Annotated in this window: 21 protein-coding genes; 17 read left to right on the top strand and 4 right to left on the bottom strand. The window is 61.6% G+C overall.

The features are described 5' to 3' along the window. The 8 genes from G3N93_RS10215 to G3N93_RS10250 all read left to right on the top strand — a co-directional run. The coding region (locus G3N93_RS10215; RefSeq protein ID WP_206132950.1) for a YadA-like family protein at positions 1–1,026 on the top strand (1,026 nt) is incomplete at its 5' end. A 125-nt stretch (positions 1,027–1,151) separates the two neighbouring features. Beyond that, positions 1,152–1,814, top strand: a complete 663-nt coding sequence (locus G3N93_RS10220; RefSeq protein WP_174983677.1) for an OmpA family protein — start codon at positions 1,152–1,154, stop codon at positions 1,812–1,814. A 256-nt stretch (positions 1,815–2,070) separates the two neighbouring features. After that, positions 2,071–2,961, top strand: coding sequence for a LysR family transcriptional regulator (locus G3N93_RS10225; protein WP_206132951.1), 891 nt, complete (start codon positions 2,071–2,073; stop codon positions 2,959–2,961). Between the two features lie 137 nt (positions 2,962–3,098). Beyond that, positions 3,099–3,770: an epoxyqueuosine reductase QueH gene (locus G3N93_RS10230; RefSeq protein ID WP_174933364.1), complete on the top strand. Its 672-nt coding sequence runs from the start codon at positions 3,099–3,101 to the stop codon at positions 3,768–3,770. A 709-nt stretch (positions 3,771–4,479) separates the two neighbouring features. After that, the gene (locus tag G3N93_RS10235) at positions 4,480–5,463 is read left to right on the top strand and encodes a DUF1852 domain-containing protein (protein ID WP_206132952.1); all 984 of its coding nucleotides are present in this window, start codon (positions 4,480–4,482) and stop codon (positions 5,461–5,463) included. 25 nt (positions 5,464–5,488) lie between these two features. After that, positions 5,489–6,517 (top strand): methionine synthase, encoded by a 1,029-nt coding sequence (locus G3N93_RS10240; protein WP_174938597.1) that lies wholly within the window; start codon positions 5,489–5,491, stop codon positions 6,515–6,517. 260 nt (positions 6,518–6,777) lie between these two features. Beyond that, positions 6,778–7,287, top strand: a complete 510-nt coding sequence (locus G3N93_RS10245) for a flavin reductase family protein (protein ID WP_206132953.1) — start codon at positions 6,778–6,780, stop codon at positions 7,285–7,287. Positions 7,288–7,610: 323 nt separating this feature from the next. Continuing rightward, the gene (locus tag G3N93_RS10250) at positions 7,611–7,946 is read left to right on the top strand and encodes a hypothetical protein (protein ID WP_174933356.1); all 336 of its coding nucleotides are present in this window, start codon (positions 7,611–7,613) and stop codon (positions 7,944–7,946) included. 287 nt (positions 7,947–8,233) lie between these two features. Here the strand turns inward: G3N93_RS10250 and G3N93_RS10255 are convergent, their stop codons facing one another. Beyond that, entirely contained in the window at positions 8,234–8,422 is a 189-nt protein-coding gene (locus G3N93_RS10255; RefSeq protein ID WP_174933354.1) for a hypothetical protein, read from the bottom strand. 309 nt (positions 8,423–8,731) lie between these two features. On the opposite strand from G3N93_RS10255, the gene G3N93_RS10260 reads away from it, so the two are divergent. The 9 genes from G3N93_RS10260 to G3N93_RS10300 all read left to right on the top strand — a co-directional run bounded on the left by G3N93_RS10260 (position 8,732) and on the right by G3N93_RS10300 (position 15,618). Continuing rightward, on the top strand, positions 8,732–8,947 hold the full coding sequence (locus G3N93_RS10260; RefSeq protein ID WP_043184321.1) for a DUF3820 family protein: 216 nt from the start codon (positions 8,732–8,734) through the stop codon (positions 8,945–8,947). 210 nt (positions 8,948–9,157) lie between these two features. Then, positions 9,158–9,667 (top strand): DUF1269 domain-containing protein, encoded by a 510-nt coding sequence (locus tag G3N93_RS10265; RefSeq protein WP_206132954.1) that lies wholly within the window; start codon positions 9,158–9,160, stop codon positions 9,665–9,667. A gap of 216 nt (positions 9,668–9,883) precedes the next feature. Next, entirely contained in the window at positions 9,884–10,399 is a 516-nt protein-coding gene (locus tag G3N93_RS10270) for a hypothetical protein (RefSeq protein ID WP_174933350.1), read from the top strand. Between the two features lie 104 nt (positions 10,400–10,503). Then, entirely contained in the window at positions 10,504–11,688 is a 1,185-nt protein-coding gene (locus G3N93_RS10275; protein WP_206132955.1) for a cytochrome c oxidase subunit II, read from the top strand. Beyond that, positions 11,685–13,445, top strand: coding sequence for a cytochrome c oxidase subunit I (gene ctaD / locus G3N93_RS10280; RefSeq protein ID WP_206132956.1), 1,761 nt, complete (start codon positions 11,685–11,687; stop codon positions 13,443–13,445). The genes G3N93_RS10275 and ctaD overlap by 4 nt, the downstream gene beginning before the upstream one ends. Further along, the gene (locus tag G3N93_RS10285) at positions 13,442–14,053 is read left to right on the top strand and encodes a cytochrome c oxidase subunit 3 (RefSeq protein WP_206132957.1); all 612 of its coding nucleotides are present in this window, start codon (positions 13,442–13,444) and stop codon (positions 14,051–14,053) included. The genes ctaD and G3N93_RS10285 overlap by 4 nt, the downstream gene beginning before the upstream one ends. Continuing rightward, positions 14,050–14,769: a heme-copper oxidase subunit III family protein gene (locus G3N93_RS10290; protein WP_206132958.1), complete on the top strand. Its 720-nt coding sequence runs from the start codon at positions 14,050–14,052 to the stop codon at positions 14,767–14,769. The genes G3N93_RS10285 and G3N93_RS10290 overlap by 4 nt, the downstream gene beginning before the upstream one ends. 8 nt (positions 14,770–14,777) lie before the next feature. After that, entirely contained in the window at positions 14,778–15,119 is a 342-nt protein-coding gene (locus tag G3N93_RS10295) for a cytochrome C oxidase subunit IV family protein (RefSeq protein ID WP_206132959.1), read from the top strand. Positions 15,120–15,297: 178 nt separating this feature from the next. Beyond that, positions 15,298–15,618 (top strand): high-potential iron-sulfur protein, encoded by a 321-nt coding sequence (locus G3N93_RS10300; RefSeq protein ID WP_174933338.1) that lies wholly within the window; start codon positions 15,298–15,300, stop codon positions 15,616–15,618. Between the two features lie 381 nt (positions 15,619–15,999). On the opposite strand, the gene G3N93_RS10305 is transcribed toward G3N93_RS10300, so the two are convergent. From G3N93_RS10305 to G3N93_RS10315, 3 genes are all read right to left on the bottom strand, one after another. Beyond that, positions 16,000–16,851, bottom strand: a complete 852-nt coding sequence (locus tag G3N93_RS10305; protein ID WP_206132960.1) for a hypothetical protein — start codon at positions 16,849–16,851, stop codon at positions 16,000–16,002. A 425-nt stretch (positions 16,852–17,276) separates the two neighbouring features. Further along, on the bottom strand, positions 17,277–17,606 hold the full coding sequence (locus G3N93_RS10310; RefSeq protein WP_174938807.1) for an H-NS family nucleoid-associated regulatory protein: 330 nt from the start codon (positions 17,604–17,606) through the stop codon (positions 17,277–17,279). Positions 17,607–17,835: 229 nt separating this feature from the next. Continuing rightward, positions 17,836–17,982, bottom strand: a complete 147-nt coding sequence (locus G3N93_RS10315) for a hypothetical protein (RefSeq protein ID WP_174933331.1) — start codon at positions 17,980–17,982, stop codon at positions 17,836–17,838. Between the last annotated feature and the right edge of the window lie 34 nt (positions 17,983–18,016).

Below are 18,016 nucleotides of genomic sequence, written 5' to 3' on the forward strand. Positions count from 1 at the left end.
AGCGGCGCGACCGCGTTGGGCGCGCAGTCGGTTGCACAAGGCGCCAATGCGAAGGCGGTCAGCGTGGGCAGCGTTGCACTGGGTTCCGGCGCGCTCGGCAACGCGACCGATGCGCTCGCGCTCGGCGCCGGTGCGTCCGCGACGTTCGCGAACAGCGTGGCGTTGGGCGCAGGTTCGTTGACGACGGTCGGCGCGCTGACGAACTACGTTGCGTACGGCCTGAGCAGCCCGCAATCGTCGGCCGGCGAAGTGAACATCGGCAACCGGCAGATCACGGGCCTCGCGGCCGGCAAGAACGGCACGGACGCGGTGAACGTATCGCAGCTCGATTCGGTCGCGAACCAGCTGACGACGCTGATCGACCAGCGCACGACCAACCTCGGCGGGCAGTACACGACGAACCCGAACGGCACGAACGTGCCGCCGGGTTCGACCGGCCCGAATTCGTCGGCGGGTGGGTCGGGCGCGGTGGCATCGGGTTCGAACAGCACGGCGGTCGGCAACAATGCGCTCGCATCGGGCAACGGTTCCACCGCCATCGGCGTGGGCTCGACGGCGTCGGGCAACAATTCGGCCGCGATCGGCACGGGCAGCAACGACGGCGGGCGGTCGAACGTCGTCGCGGTCGGTTCGACGGAGTCGGCGCGCCAGGTCGTCAACGTCGCGGCCGGCACCCAGGGCACGGATGCGGTGAACGTGAACCAGCTGAATGCGGTGTCGAACCAGTTCACGCAGTCGCTGAACACGGTCAACAACCAGCTCACGCAGATGCAGCAGCAGATCCAGCAGACCGATTCGATGGCACGTGAGGGGATTGCGGCAACCGCCGCGATGGCGTCGATCCCGCACATGGACCGCGACTCGAACTTTGCGATGGGGGTCGGTACGGCGACGTTCCAGGGGCAGAAGGCCATGGCGGTCGGCGTGCAGGCGCGCGTCACGGAGAACCTGAAGGCGACGCTGAACGGCGGCTTCGCCGGCAGCCAGCGCGTCGTCGGCGCGGGCATGCTGTATCAGTGGAAGTGATCGCGCGCTGCGGTTCGTTCCGGCACGCACTGCCGGGGCGGACCGCGCCGAACGCAAACGCACGCGGACGCGGCTGCGCCAATGCGCCGCACGCGCCATGCCCATCGCATTTTCGGAGTAATCAAGTGAAAAACATCCATCTTGCCCTGCTGGCGTCCGTCGTTTCCCTCGCGGCCTGTTCGAGCGCATCGGGACCGACGTACAACGCATACGAGCTTCAGCCGCGCGACGGCATCCGGACTTTCCGCGTCGACTGCCACGGCATCCTGTCGAGCGCCAATACCTGCATGAAGGTCGCGACGCGCATGTGCGGCAACGAGGCCGTGCGCACGGTCGATTCCACGACGCCGTACCGCGACGGCGCCGATCCACACTCGATCGTATTTCAGTGCGGTGCGGCACCCGCGCCGGTCGCTGCGGCGGCCGCGCCTGCGCCCGCCGCGGTCGAGAAGGTGAGCCTGACCGGCGATGCGTACTTCGCGACCGACTCCGCCGTGCTGACGTCCGCCGCCACCGCCGCGCTCGACACGCTGCTGAACCAGCAGGGCGACAAGCATTTCTCGCGCGTGGAAGTGGACGGTTATACCGACGCGACCGGCTCGGATGCGCACAATCAGGCGCTGTCGAAGCGCCGCGCCGATGCGGTCGCGGGGTATCTGCGCGAACACGGGCTGAAGGCGGAATCCTTCGCGGCGACGGGGCATGGAGAAACCAATCCGGCCGCATCGAACGAGACCGCCGAAGGGCGGGCGCGCAATCGCCGGGTGGAAATCTCGCTGCAGAAGTAAGACGTCGCTATCGGGTGGCCGCAGGCGTGGTCGTCGCGACCGGACGGCTCGCTTGCGGCTGCGGCGTTTCGCCCGCCCCGTACGACGCCTGTGCAGATATCAGTTCACGCTTCGAGCGCGATGCGCGGAAAGCCGAGGGTGTGACTGGTGGCCATGGCTCGCTCCCCAAGCATCGTTGAACCGGCGGATCGCAACGGCGCAAACGATGAAGTAAAATTGCCATATCTCAATAAAGTATGAATTTTACTCATCCACCATGCTTGATCGTATTCACTTATCCATCGTGCAAGAGGTGGAAAAGCAAGGTTCGCTGACCGCAGCCGCAGGCGTCCTGCACGTGACGCAGTCGGCTTTGAGTCACAGCATGAAGAAGCTGGAGCAGCAGCTCGGCACCGACATCTGGCTGCGCGAAGGCCGCAGCCTGCGCCTGACGCAGGCCGGCCAATACTTGCTGGCGGTGGCCAACCGGGTGCTGCCACAGCTGAACCTGGCCGAAGAACGCTTGCAGCAGTTCGCCCAGGGTGAGCGAGGCACCTTGCGCATCGGCATGGAATGTCACCCGTGTTACCAGTGGCTGTTGAAAGTCGTGTCGCCTTATCTGGCTGCGTGGCCGGATGTGGACGTAGACGTCAAACAGAAATTCCAGTTTGGCGGCATCGGCGCGCTGTTCGGTTACGAGATCGACCTGCTGGTCACTCCCGATCCGCTGGACAAGCCGGGCCTCGTATTCGAACCGGTATTCGACTACGAGCAAGTCCTGGTCGTGGCCGGCAATCACAGGCTGGCCAAGGAGGAATACGTCCAGCCCAAGCAGTTGAGCAACGAGGTGCTGGTGAGCTACCCGGTGCCGGTCGACCGCCTGGATATCTACAGCATGTTCCTCACGCCAGCCGGAATCACGCCCAAACGGCATAAGGCCATCGAGACCACCGACATCATGCTGCAGATGGTCGCCAGCGGCCGCGGCGTGGCTGCGCTGCCACGCTGGCTGGTGCTGGAGTACGCGGACAAGATGGATGTGGTGCCAGTACGGCTGGGTGAAAACGGCATTGCGAAACACATCTATCTGGGTGCTCGCGAGGCGGACGTGGGGACTGATTATCTGCGTGCATTCATCGAGCAAGCGAAGGGGCGTGGCGCGGCTTGATGCTTCGTGGCAGCCGATTCCATGAATGATGCTCATGGGAACATGAAAATATATCCATTTTCATTTGTCCCGGTCGGAGGCCACAATTCGCGGCTGCCCAGTTCGATGGACGCGGGTGTTATTTCAAGGGTCTTCTCATGGCATCCACGATCGAACGCAAGCCGTTGGCGTTACCCGGCGGGCACAAGAAAGTGCTGCTGCATTCCTGCTGCGCGCCTTGCTCGGGCGAAGTGATGGAGGCGATGCAGGCGTCCGGCATCGATTTCACGATCTTCTTCTACAACCCGAATATCCACCCGCTGAAGGAATACGAGCTACGCAAGCAGGAAAACATCCGGTTTGCAGAGCAATTCGGTATTCCATTCATCGATGCCGACTACGACCGCGACAACTGGTTCGAGCGTGCCAAAGGCATGGAAAACGAGCCGGAGCGCGGAATCCGCTGCACCATGTGCTTCGACATGCGTTTCGAGCGCACAGCGTTGTATGCGCATGAACACGGCTTCCCCGTCATCACCAGCTCGTTGGGCATCTCGCGCTGGAAGAACATGCAGCAGATCAACGATTGCGGTGTGCGCGCGGCGTCGCACTATCCCGACATGCTGTATTGGGAATACAACTGGCGCAAAGGCGGCGGCTCGGCGCGCATGATCGAGATCAGCAAGCGAGAAAACTTCTACCAGCAAGAGTATTGCGGCTGCGTCTACTCGCTGCGCGACACCAATCGGCATCGTGTGGAAAGCGGCCGGGAACGCATTCAGCTGGGTGTGAAGTTCTACGGCGACGACGACTCCGCCATCGAATCCTGAGCGCGTCATCCGTACCCGGACGAGTGAGCAGGGCGGTTTGAAAGCGCCGTACCTTGGCAAGCCCCTGGTCGTGCCGTGTACCGTCTGACGCCTGTCACGGAGCGCCGTGGCGCAGGCCTCGATGCTCCGCTGGAGCATCCGAAGCGACGCGAAACCGACCTGCGCCTCTTATCTGCTGCGATTCAGCACGGGATCGAACCGGCTTTCGGCCATTCCATTCGCCGCTCCTGGTCGACGCCGTGAGGGGCGTCTCTTCCACGCGCGCCTCATTTCATGGTTCGCCGTCAGATTCAATCCGAAGCAAACGAACCCTCTTGTCGCGCAGGCATTCGCCAAGCACGCTCCAAGACTTCGCCATCAGGCTTTCTGCCTGACTGATCGCCGGAGCGGTCAAACCCTGCAAGCCAGGCCTCTGAGGCGGATGGGGCATGAAGGGGCGTATCCGCGCAGCTGCCTTGGGCAGGCCATGAAGCGGTGAATCGAGGGGCTGGTCTGCGGGCAAGCCAGCCGGCACGCCACATCATGAACGTGGCTAATGGGTCGATGAGATTAATTCACTTTTTTTCATCGATAGCTCCGCATAGAATTTGTTTTCAATGCCGATATCACAAAGATTTCTGAGCAAAGATCAGAAAATAAAATCGGAAAGCATCGAATAACCAAGGGATGAATCCAGTCTTCATCTCGGAAATCAGGGCGTCAGATCAAAATGAGTAAAGATTTTACTTTTGCCATCAAGCGCATTTGCTTCGATGAAGACTATCGGCCGTCAGACTGTACGCGTATCACGACCAACTTCGCCAACCTGGCCAGAGGAGAGAGTCGTCAGGAGAATTTGCGCAACACGTTCAGGATGATCGACAATCGTTTCAATGCCCTGGCGCATTGGGACAATCCTGAAGGTGACCGCTATGCCGTCAAGCTGGAAATCATTTCCGTCGAAATGAGCATTGATGGCGAGGGTAGTGGCAGCTCCCTCCCTTTGATCGAAGTATTGAAAACGAATATTGTCGATCGAAAGACGGGTGAGCGCATCGAGGGCATCGTAGGGAACAACTTCTCCTCTTACGTTCGAGACTATGACTTCAGCGTCCTGTTGCTGGAGCACACGAAGGATCAGGCCAAATTCAGCACGCCGGAGAATTTTGGGGATCTGCACGGGAAGCTGTTCAAGTGCTTCGTGAATTCAAGCGCCTACAAGGCCAATTTCAACAAGCAGCCCGTCATCTGCCTGAGTGTCTCCAGCAGCAAGACCTATCATCGGACCGCCAATCAGCATCCGGTATTGGGCATCGAATACTTGCAGGACGAGTACTCCCTGACTGACGAGTACTTCAAGAAGATGGGCTTGAAGGTTCGCTATTTCATGCCGCCGAACAGCGTTGCGCCTTTGGCTTTCTATTTTTCCGGCGACCTGCTTGGCGACTACAGCGATCTCGAGCTGATCGGCACCATCAGCACGATGGATACGTTCCAGAAAATTTACCGGCCCGAGATTTACAACGCGAATTCCGCGGCAGGGAAGTCCTATCAGCCAAGTTTGAAGCACCAGGATTTTTCGTTGACTCGAATTGTTTACGATCGGGAAGAACGCAGCCGGCTGGCGATCGAGCAGGGAAAGTTTGTCGAGGAGCACTTCATCAAACCGTACCACGCTGTTCTTGAGCAGTGGTCCGCTAACTACGCTCTTTGATTATTCAAAAAACAAGGTCACTATTGTGAAGAAATTGCTACCGACTTCTACTGCTGGCAGCTTGCCCAAACCCTCCTGGCTCGCACAACCCGAGACACTGTGGTCGCCCTGGAAATTGCAGGATGAGGGGTTGGTCGAGGGCAAGCAGGATGCGTTGCGTTTGTCATTGCAAGAGCAACAACATGCAGGCATCGACATCGTCAGCGATGGCGAGCAAACGCGCCAGCATTTTGTGACGACGTTTATCGAGCATCTCGACGGCGTCGATTTTGCGAACCGCAAGACCGTTCGAATCCGTGATCGCTATGATGCAAGCGTGCCGACGGTCGTTGGTGACGTTGCTCGACAAAAGCCGGTGTTTGTTGAAGATGCCAAATTCTTGCGCCAGCAAACCAAGCAACCCATCAAATGGGCGCTGCCTGGCCCGATGACGATGATCGATACGCTTTATGACGATCATTACAAGAGTCGCGAAAAGCTGGCTTGGGAGTTCGCCAAGATCCTGAACCAGGAAGCGAAGGAACTGGAGGCCGCCGGCGTCGATATCATTCAGTTCGACGAGCCCGCCTTCAACGTCTTCTTTGACGAGGTGAATGAATGGGGCGTTGCGACCCTGGAGCGGGCCATTGAAGGTCTCAAGTGTGAGACCGCCGTGCATATCTGCTATGGCTATGGCATCAAGGCCAATACGGATTGGAAAAAGACGCTGGGGTCGGAGTGGCGGCAGTACGAAGAAGCCTTCCCCAAGCTGCAAAAATCCAGTATCGGGATGGTTTCGCTGGAATGCCACAATTCGCATGTTCCAATGGAGCTGATCGAGCTGATTCGAGGCAAGAAGGTGATGGTCGGGGCCATCGATGTCGCAACCGATACCGTTGAAACGCCCGAGGAAGTCGCCAACACGTTGCGAAAAGCCCTTCAGTTTGTCGATGCCGACAAGCTCTATCCTTGCACCAACTGCGGCATGGCCCCGTTGTCCCGTGCAATCGCACGAGGCAAGCTCGAAGCTTTGAGTGCAGGCGCAGAAATCGTCCGACAGGAACTCTCGAGCTGATTCCGAGCTAACGCGGGAAATGATGCCCGGGAGGATTGAGAGCGGTGTAGGTTTCAGGGCGTGTCTCGCGGAGACGCCCTGAATCTCTTCGAATACGCTTCGGTTGCCCGAGTATCCAGATGAAGCAAGGATCCTCGCCGACTTCGATTGATCCGATAAGCGCAGGCAGGCCCGTACGTTGTTTCTGATCGGAATGGATCGGGCGACATGGCAGGGTTTGCTTGCGCTGATCGAGCCGCACCCAGCATTCAGTATCTACCATGTCACTTTCCAGCACTGCTATCGAACCATTGAGCTTTCGCGAAGCGCTCGGGCACTATGCATCCGGTATCACGGTGATTACATCGCACACGGATGGCGAGCCGATTGGCTTCACTTGCCAGTCGTTCTACAGCGTGTCGATGAGCCCGCCGCTGGTGTCATTCAGCGTCATGTCCAGTTCGGGCAGCTATCCAGGAATCCGCCAGGCAGGTCGGTTCGCGGTCAATATCCTGTCGGATGAGCAAGTCGCGATTTCCAACCAATTCGCGCGACGGGGCACGGACAAGTGGCACGGAGTCGAATGGCACGAATCGCCGCTGGGCAATCCGATCATCGCCGGCAGCCTCCACTGGGTCGACTGCGAAATTTATGCCGAACACGCCGCAGGTGATCACCTGATCGTGATTGGTGAAGTGAAAGCGTTGAACCTGAAAGAAGCGGCTGCTACGCAGCCATTGCTGTATTTCAAAGGGCAGTATCGCAACATCGCCGAGCATGGCGCGGCTTGAGCGTTGACCTCCATCGGTCTCTTCGAAGCGTCAAGCGATTGAGCACGTGACCCTCTCTGTGCGTTTGCTTGGCACCGGAGCAAACGCGGCACCAAATACTCCCGTCAAACGGTGAGCCGGGTGGCGATCACGCCCGGTATTCCGTCGGTCTTGAGCGGAACCACCCTTGCCAGACATTCGAAGGATTCCAGAGTACGTCGGTGGCTGGCCGCTGCTTGCCTGTCGAGCCCGCGCATTTGATTCGACGCAAGCGCGCAGCAATTGCGTCTCGCGTGTTCGCAATGGCGAGTACACTGAAAATGCCCTAGAAACAGGAGAATGCGATGATCGACGCTGGCCCCCAAAGCACCTTCCGAGGGCTGCCGCTGACCGTGGAGCAGGACGCGGAAGTGAGGCACTACATCAAGGATCGGACTCGGCGTGGGCTGCCATGGGACACGTCGGAGTTGAGCGCGATGCTCAAGGACATGCTGCATCCCCCGGGCGACGGCGACGATGACGGCGAAGGTGAGGGTGATGCTGCCACCGCGCCAGACGAAACCAGAGCCGCCGCCGAGCGCGCGACGGCTTCGATTGACGAAGCGATGGACCCCATCGAGGCGAATGAGGAGTGGAATGCGGCCATGGAATCGGAGGGCATGAAAGGGCCCAGACGATAAAAGCGGCGCAGCGACGCTCCGGTTTCCGGTAGCGCCGCGTACGACGCGTGTGCGACGGATGCCAAGCGTTTCAGGAACGGCACGTTCCGCGTTGCACATGCGCTGCGTCGTACTGGATACGGCAGGACTGCCGATGCGCCCGGCGCCCCCATCGTGCGTATCCCGACACGCCATCCGTCCGTTCGTAGGTCATTTCGGACGCAACCAACCGCGGCACCGATGTTGCACGGCGCCAGCGGAACTGCGAACTGTATCTCTTCGCCTAGCGCCCGGCAGCGGGCGCGATCTCAGTGTCTGAGCACGCAGACGGCCACGATTTCGTATCCGGGGTCGGCATGCACGTGCGCCGTCTTTTCCGCTTCCTCATACGAATGAAACGACGTGGCATCTTCAACCGCCGGTGCCATGCCGATATCGCCATCCTCGGCGGTGCAGAGGAACTGCTCGCCGGTCTTCACGACGTAGACGGACAACATGATTCCCTCCATCGTTTGCAGGGGGGAATTCCAGTCTAGCAGGCCAGAAAAGGGGCACAGGCGGTTTGCAGCGTCCTTTCCGTGAGGTCTCCGCGGGAGGCATGCCTGCCTCGATGTCCGTGCGTCATGCCGGTCTACTCGCCTGTCTTCGTCGGGGCTCGATCTGACGGGTAATCGGCCAGCATTAGCCGGACGTGAGCGATGACCATCGACCCGATTCGGCCCCCGCGAAAGACCGGATTCACGACCTCCAGCCGGTCGGAATGGCGCGGCACGCGACAGGACCGAAAAGCCGTGCACAATACCCGCATGCAAAATCCCGACCTCGAACACCTCGTCACCGTCACCATGCCCTTTGGAAAGTACAAGGGCCGGCTCATTGCCGACCTGCCCGGGCCTTACCTCAATTGGCTGGCGCGCGAAGGGTTCCCGCGCGGCGAAATCGGCCGGCAGCTTGCACTGATGCACGAGATCGATCACAACGGCCTGCGGGACTTGCTGGAGCCGTTGCGCAAGCGCGGATAACGTCAATCCGGGGCGAATGCCCCAGGCGCCCGCATCGATCGACCGTGACCGACGACCACCCTCGCTTTCCAGCCACACCTGCGAAGCGTGCTGAATGCACACTTGCGGCCCTAGCGCTGGCCCGCGCGCACCTAGCGCGCCGCCGATGCTGACATAGAATAGAAAACAGTCCCTTGAGGACGAGTTGATGGCAAGAAAAGGGGTGCCAACATGAGACGCCTTTATTTCCTCGTACCCGATACGCAGATGGCGAAGGCCATCGTCGACGACCTATTGCGCGCACGCATCATCTGGCGCCATATCCACGTTCTCGCCGACCACAGCGTCGCACTCGATCAGTTGCCCGAAGCATCGTTGCTGCAAAGCAGCGATGTCGTGCATGCGCTCGAACGCGGCGTCGCGCTCGGCGGCGCGGCCGGTGCGCTGATCGGCCTCGTCGCGCTGGTATTTCCGCCGGCGGAACTCGTGATCGCGGGCGGCGCTGTCGTCGGGTTGACGTTGGCCGGAGCCGGTTTCGGGGCGTGGACCGCCGCGATGATCGGCATCGCCGAGCCGAACGCGCGACTCCAGCGATTTCGCGAAGCCATCCAGGACGGCCAGATCCTGATCATGGCCGACGTGCCGGCATTGCGAGAGCAGGAAATCGAAGAGATGGTCGCCCAGCATTTTCCGAAGGCGGACCTGGAAGGCGCCGAGCCTACGACACCGATCTTCCCCTGACGCGCGACAGCAAGCCGGCCTGCCCGACCCCCGCGTTCATCGACGCGTGTCGTCGAGCGCACGGTCGCGACCGCGAGCCGCGCGCGGAGCGGGTCGTTCGCACGTTGCGCAGGCAACCCTGCTCGCCATTCCGAATCGCGCAAGAGACGCAGGCCCGACCCGCGTGACGCCTTCGGAACCGAAGCGCCGACGTCGAACCGTCGGCAAGGAGGTCGTATGGAACTGCACATTCAATCGCACCATTGGGAGCGTCGCAAGCCCGACTGGGTCGCCGCTGCCGTGGCCGGTCTCGCGGGCGGCGCGCTGGTGATCGCGCTGGAATTCGTCTGGTCGACCCTCGTGCTCGGCTCGAGCCCGTGGCAACCGACCCACAAGATCGCGGCGATGGTGATGGGCCTCAGCGCGCTCGGCCAGATGACGCAATTCAACCTCGAAATCGTGGCGATGGCGCTGCTGCTGCACTACGTGCTCGGCGCGATCATGGGAATGATGCTTGCCGCGATCATGGCGCCCTTCCGCTTCGATTCGAGCGTGGGCATGGAAGCCGCCATCGGGCTGGCGTTCGGGATCGTCGCGTATGGGTGGAACTTCTACGTCATGACGGCCGTGTTCCCGTGGTTCGTCTCCGAGCGCGGTTCCGGGCCGTTGCTGGCCAACCTGTTGTTCGGCGTGGTGGCGGCCATCACCTACGGCAGGCTGGAGCGATTGCGCAAGCAGAACGCGGACGACTGACCCATCGCGTTTCCCGCCGCGCCGAGCCTGACCACGCGGCGCCCGCGGGAGACGCGGAACCTGGTGTCGGCGGCTCCGGCGAGTGACATGCAGCGAGGCGGCCTATGGCCCTTGCGATTGCCCTGGTCCTGATCATCCTGTTGGCGGTGGGGTTTCACTTTGCCAGTCCATGGTGGATCACGCCGATCGCGTCGAACTGGGTGCGCATGGACGACATGCTGACGATCACGCTCGTCATCACCGGCGCATTCTTCATCGCCATCAACCTGTTCATCGTGGTCGCGCTGGTGCGCTATCGTCACCGCAGCGGGCACCGTGCGGCCTACGAGCCGCACAACCGGAAACTGGAATGGTGGCTGATCGGCCTGACCGCCATTGGCGTCGCAGCATTGCTGGCGCCGGGGCTGTTCGTCTACGCGGACTACATTCGGCCGCCGCGCAACGTGCTGCAGATGGAAGTGCTCGGCCAGCAATGGCAATGGCGCTTCCGCTTCGCCGGCCCCGGCGGCAAGCTGGGCACGACCGACGTGCGCTACATCAGCAACGACAACCCGTTCGGCCTGAATCCCGCCGACCCCAACGGCCGTGACAACTACCTGATCGAAAGCCCCGAGGTGCACCTGCCGCTCAACCGGCCGATCCAGGTCCTGACACGGTCGCGCGACGTGCTGCACGACTTCTACGTCCCGCCGTTCCGCGCGCGGATGAACATGGTGCCGGGCATGGTGACCACCTTCTGGTTCACGCCGACCAAGGCAGGGCGTTACGACATCCTGTGCGCGCAGCTCTGCGGGATCGGGCACTCCAGCATGCGCGGCGTGGTGGTGGTGGAAGACGAAGCCGCGTTCTCGCGCTGGCTGGTGCAGCAGACCACGTTCGCGCAGCAACAGATGGCCCACGTGCAGGCTGCACCGGCTGCGGCCGGCGGCAGCGCGCAGGCGCTGGCCAACCTGGGCAAGACGCTCGCGGCGGCCAAGGGCTGCGTCGCCTGCCATACCGTGGACGGCAGCCCGCTCGTGGGCCCGACCTGGAAAGGCCTGTACGGCAAGACCGAAACGATGGCCGACGGCAGCACCGCGAAGGTGGACGAAGCCTATCTGCGCGCGTTCATCCGCAATCCAACGGCGCGCGTCGTGAAGGGCTTCTCGCCGATCATGCCGCACTTCGACCTGAGCGAACAGGAACTGACCGCGCTGGTGGCCTATATCAAGGCGCAAGGCGGGACGCCCGCCGGCACTGCGGCCCAGCCCGTAGCGGGGCAGACGAAGCAGACGGAGCAGACGCCATGACCTACGCGCATACCGACCACGTCCCGCACAGCTTCTGGACCCGCTATGTGTGGAGCCAGGACCACAAGGTGATCGCCGTGCAATACGCGCTGACGGCCATCGCGATCGGTCTGGTCGGCCTCGTCCTGTCGGACCTGATGCGGCTGCAGCTCGGCTTTCCGGGCAAGTTCGCGTTCATCGACGCGAACCACTACTACCAGTTCGTCACCATGCACGGAATGATCATGGTGATCTACCTGCTGACGGCGCTGTTCCTGGGCGGCTTCGGCAACTACCTGATCCCGCTGATGCTCGGCGCGCGCGACATGGTGTTCCCGTTTCTCAACATGCTGAGCTACTGGGTCTACCTGCTGGCCGTGCTGGTGCTGGTGTCGAGCTTCTTCGTGCCGGGCGGGCCGACCGGCGCGGGCTGGACGCTGTATCCACCGCAGGCGATCCTGCCGGGCACGCCGGGCGTGGAATGGGGCATCGTGCTGATGCTCGTGTCGCTGGCGATCTTCATCGTCGCGGCCACGATGGGCGGCCTGAACTACGTGACCACCACGCTGCAGGCGCGCACGCGCGGCATGACGCTGATGCGCATGCCGCTCACGGTGTGGGGCATCTTCATCGCGACCATCATGGCGCTGCTGGCGTTTCCGGCGCTGTTCGTGTCGGCGGTGATGATGCTGTTCGACCGGACGCTCGGCACCAGCTTCTTCATCCCGGCCGTGGTGTCGATGGGGCAGACGCTCAAGCATGCCGGCGGCAGCCCGCTGCTGTTCCAGCACCTGTTCTGGTTCTTCGGGCATCCGGAGGTCTACATCGTCGCGCTGCCGGCCTTCGGCATCGCGTCGGATCTCATCAGCACGCACGCGCGCAAGAGCATCTTCGGCTACCGGATGATGGTGTGGGCGATCGTCATCATCGGCGCGCTGAGCTTCGTGGTCTGGGCGCACCACATGTTCATCGCCGGCATGAATCCGTACTTCGGCTTCTTCTTCGCCACCACGACGCTCATCATCGCCGTCCCGACCGCGCTCAAGGTCTACAACTGGGTGCTGACGCTGTGGCGCGGCGACATCCACCTGACGGTGCCGATGCTGTTCGCCATCGGCTTCATCAGCACCTTCGTGCTGGGCGGGCTGACCGGGCTCTACCTCGGCAACGTGAGTGTGGACATCCCGCTGTCGAACACGTATTTCGTGGTCGCGCACTTCCATATGGTGATGGCCGTGTCGCCGATCCTCGTGGTGTTCGGCGGCCTCTACCACTGGTACCCGAAGGTGACGGGCCGCATGCTCGACGACACGCTCGGGCGCGCGCACTTCTGGATCACGTTCGTCGGCACCTATGCGATCTACTTCCCGATGCACTATCTCGGCATCCTGGGCATGCCGCGGCGGTATTACGCGTACCAGGGCTACAGCTTCATTCCGCATTCGGCGCAGACGCTCAACACGTTCATCACCCTCGTCGCGCTGATCGTCGCGGCGGCGCAGTTGCTGTTCCTGTTCAACCTCGCGTGGAGCCTCAGGCACGGCCGGCGTGCGGACGGCAACCCATGGCGGGCCACCACGCTCGAATGGCAGACGCCGCAAACGCCGCCGGTGCACGGCAACTGGGGGCCGACGCTCCCCGTCGTCTACCGCTGGGCGTACGAATACAGTCCGCCCGGGCAAGAGGAAGACTTCGTGCCGCAGAACCAGCCGCCGGCGACGGCGCCTGAACCTGAAACGCCCCATCCGACGCTGCACCCCGGTGAGGCACACGAATGACCACGCTGCCGCGCCCCTTCGTTCCCGACGCGCCCCCCGGCCTGTCGAATGCGGGCCGCACCGGCCTGGTCGTTTTCATGGCGGTTGCCACGACGCTGTTTTCGCTGCTGTTGCTCGCCTATGCGATGCGCATGCGTGAATCCGACTGGCAACCGATCCCGCATCCGGCGCTGCTGTGGTGGAACACCGGCGCACTGGCGCTGGCCAGCATCGCGATGCAGCGCGCCCGGCGGATAGGCCCGTACCGCACGGTGTGGCTGGTATCCGGCGGCATGCTGGCGGCCGTGTTCGTGATCGGGCAACTGACTGCGTGGCACGTGCTGTCGGCGGCCGGGGAGACCGTCACCGTCAATCCGTCCAACAGCTTCCTCTACCTGCTGACGGGCCTGCACGGGTTGCATGTGCTGGGCGGGCTGGCGGCGTGGGGCGTGACGATCGCGCAGCTCCGGCGCGCGGACCCGTTCCGGGCCCGACAGGCCATCGCGCTGTGCGCGCTCTACTGGCATTTCCTGCTTGCGGTCTGGCTCGTGCTGCTGGCGGCGATGTGGTGGCTTACCCCCGGGATCGTCGCGGCCCTCTGCGGGCCGCTGTATGGAGCCGCGCCATGACCGCGCCCACGGTCCACACCGAATCCGCGGCCGAATCGCCTGCGGCTTCGACCGCCGACGCGCGGCCCGACGGATGGCGCGGCATCGTCACGGACTGGTCGTCCGACCGCGAAGCCTTCAGGGTGCCGTGGGGCAAGGCGATGATGTGGATCTTCCTGCTGTCGGACACCTTCGTGTTCAGCAGCTTCCTGATCGGCTACATGACGGTGCGCATGTCGACCACGGCGCCGTGGCCCGATACCGCGAAGGTGTTCGGGCTCACCGTGGGCGGCGTGGAAGTGCCGTTGCTGCTGATTGCGATCATGACGTTCACGCTGATCAGCAGCAGCGGCACGATGGCGATGGCCGTCAACTTCGGCTATCGGCGCAACGCACGGCCGGCCGCCGCGCTGTTGCTGGCGACCGCATTGCTGGGCGCGACCTTCCTGTCGCTGCAGGCATTCGAATGGAGCAACCTGATCTTCCGTGAAGGGATCCGCCCGTGGGGCAACCCGCTGGGCGCGGCGCAGTTTGGCGCGTGCTTTTTCACGATCACCGGGTTCCACGGCTTTCACGTGACCTGCGGCGTGATCTACCTGCTGCTGATCGCGCGCAAGATCCTGCGGCCGGGGTTCACCGAACACGGCAACTTCCAGATCGTCGAGATCGCCGGCCTGTACTGGCACTTCGTCGACCTGGTGTGGGTGTTCATCTTCGCGCTGTTCTATTTGTGGTGAGGCAGGCCATGGAACACACCGATCCCGCCGATCATCCCGACGCCGCGCACGGCCAGCAGCATCCGATCGGCCTCTACCTGAAGATCTGGGGCCTGCTGTTCGTGCTGAGCACGTTCTCGTACCTGGTCGATTACTTCAACGTGCAGGGCGTGATGCGCTGGGTGCTGATCGTCGTGCTGATGATCGCGAAGGCCGGGCTGATCGTGTCGATCTTCATGCACATGATGTGGGAGCGGCTGGCGCTGGTGTACGCGATCCTGATACCGCCGCTGTGCCTGCTCGTGCTGATGGTGCTGATGGCGGCGGAAGCGCATCACACGTTCGGGATGCGGGAGCTGTTCTTTCGTTGATGCGTTTGCCGGTCGTGCGTTGGCGCGACGGGCGCTGCGCATCGCGATGGGCGCGATACGTGCGATACGTGCGATACGTGCGCCATCGACGGACGCTGTTGCGGAGCGGTCGGCGCCACGTCATCGGGGAACGACGCTTCCCGGAGATCCGTTCACGCAAACCTGAAGGGAGGACCCCATGAAATTTTCACGTCGACGTTTTATTGCCGTCACCACCGTTCTCGCCTCTGCGCTCGCCGTTGGACGTCGCGCGGTGGCGGCGGATGCCGGTGCCGGCGTCGTGCAGGAAACCGATGCAAACGCGCAGGCGCTTGGCTACAAGACGGATGCCAGCCGGGTCGACCATGCGAAGTACCCGAAATTCCAGGCGGGCGAGGCCTGCGCGAATTGCCAGTTCTTCCAGGGCAAGGCCGGCGCGACGACGGGGCCGTGCGCCGTTTTCGGCGGCAAGCAGGTCAGTGCGAAAGGCTGGTGCAACACCTATACGAAAAAGGCGTAGCGAAGGAGGGACGGCCTGGCGAGCCGCGGTCTTGCCCATACAGCGCCTCGCCAGTGTCGGGATTCACGCTTTCCAGATCCTTCGTGGCGGGTTGATCTCGCGAGTTCTTGTACGCAACCCCACCTTCGCGCGTTGAGTCTTTACTTCTACGCGGGCCGTGCGGCCAGACCTTTGTGGCGGCAGCCGACCCGAAGCGGCCGTTTGGCGTGGCACAAAGTAACGGCCGCTTTCGAAGCATCACGCACCTTGCTCATTCCCCTCAAGGATTTGACGCCGCGCAAATTCGCTCGGCAACACAGCCTTCGGCCGTACGCCGAAGGCTCATGAAAGCTTGAACGCTGCACCCTCTATCCAGGAAACAGGGGGGCGGGAACCTTGTTATCAACCCAGCGCAGCATAAGTAACCTGCCATTCGAACCAATCGATGGTATCGCGAGGGTCGGTGGCTATCGCATGAATCGTGAAGCTTTGTGGCGTCGGAAAGTCCACGCGCAATCCGGGCCAGGGTTCCGGTTTGGGATCCTTCTTGTAGATATGAATCGGCAAGACCGTCACCGAAACAATACCGAAACCCGGTGGAATCGTCGGGTTAATGCGTGCGGGCAGATCGGCGTTACCTGTTACGCCGGACTTCCAGCCAATGCGGGTCGGGCTCGCGCCTTGACGTCCCAGAAAAGTCTGCCATCTGAACCAGTCGATACTGTCGCGCGGTTCCGTCCCGTCCGAACTGAGAAATATCGAGCCGGACTCCGTAAATTCTGCAATCAGGCCGGGCCAAGGCTCGGGATTCGGATCATTGGAGTAAATGTGAATGGGTAGAATCGTGACCCCGGCAATGGCGTCATTGGGGGAGAGCCGGGTACTGATTTTTTGTGGTAGCGAAGCGTTCGAGGTCACGCCGGATTTCCAGCCTCGCGGCTGATAACCCGTCGGTGCAGTCCCATACGTAACCTGCCACATGAAAAACTGGATTGAATCGCGCGGATTATAAGGCTCGGCCGACAATATGAATCCGCGTCCGTCGGTCGTGAAGTTGGTCTGTAGCCCGGGAAACGGCTCGGGATGTGGGTCGTTGGAATAAAGATGAATAGGCAAGACCGTCAGGCCCAAGATGATCGTGCCAGCTGGTAACGGCGGAAGTACCGATATAGAGCCCTTTTGCTGCAGAGTGTTGTCGACCGTTCCGGAAATCCATCCAGAGGGAGAAAATCCGGATGCTCGATTGTCTGACATAGCATGCTCCGTTGTGAAAGGTAGTTTAAGAAGCCCTTCAAGTACGTTTACATTGCTGCTACAACAGCTGCGCTAAATCTTTGTGTGACTCATTTTCAAAAATCGATCGATTATTTTTTATTTCGAATGCAGGGATAGTAGTTACGAAAATGACGTAACGATACCTGTCAATCTTGGCAGGACGAGGCCGATGATGTGGCGCGCATTATCGTTGCGCGAGCGGCGGATAACCGATGCGAAGTTAACGTCCAGATTTCGGGTCAGCGAAATAGGCGAACGACGCTACATGACCGAATCCAGTCGGCTGTCATTGCGATGTTCGCCACGAAGTCAAACTGGCGGAATTCGATTATCGGCAGGGGGTAATCGGGATGGAGATCCGCGAAACATTCAGTCCGCGTTCCCACCAGGCGCAAGCGCCACCTTCACGTATCATCGCCAGGCCACAACGGCAGTGGCGTGCTGTCGATCGCGTAATCGGCGAGCGCTTTGCCTTCCAGCCATTTCGGCCGCGGGCCGAGGCCTGACCAACTGCGGCCCGACGACGGATCGTAGTACTTCGCCGCCGCGCGCTTCGCCTTCGTCGGCACGTAGCCCAGCGCCGACAAGACTTCCTGCTCGGTGATTCCGTACAGCGCGACCTGCTCCCTGAAGATTGCCAGAGCCGCTTTCTTTTCCGCCACCTTCGCCTGGGCCAATTGAAGATCGACCTGCCCCAGTTCGAGTTGCAGTGCGTGAAGGGTCAACGTTTCCATAGGTCCTGTTCCGCGCCTTGTCTCAAGGTAGTGTCGTGCGTTCATTCCGTATGTCTCGCACGTCGAACGCCGGATCGAACAGCCGCGCCGGCTTGATATTGTCACCACGCAGACAGGCCATGATCAGCTCGATGTGCGACGCGCGCGCGTTCCGCATCCGGTCGCGCGTTCGCGCGACGCAGCTTGTCCGCCGTTGCCGGTCGTTCGTCCTGAAATCGCGAGACGCGCCTTAACCGAAAGGCGTCACCGACTGGATCGCGAGCCTGAGCGTGAAGATGACGGCTGCTGTCGCCAACAACGCCAGCAGGCCACCGAGACATTGATAGGCGATCGGGTACCAATGGTCCTTGAACGTCTCGATCTTCGTCCCTTTCATTCTCTGTCTCCTGAGATCGCTTTCAAACAGGAAC

The organism is Burkholderia sp. Se-20378, from assembly GCF_017104665.1.
GTDB classification, from domain to species: Bacteria; Pseudomonadota; Gammaproteobacteria; order Burkholderiales; family Burkholderiaceae; genus Burkholderia; species Burkholderia lata.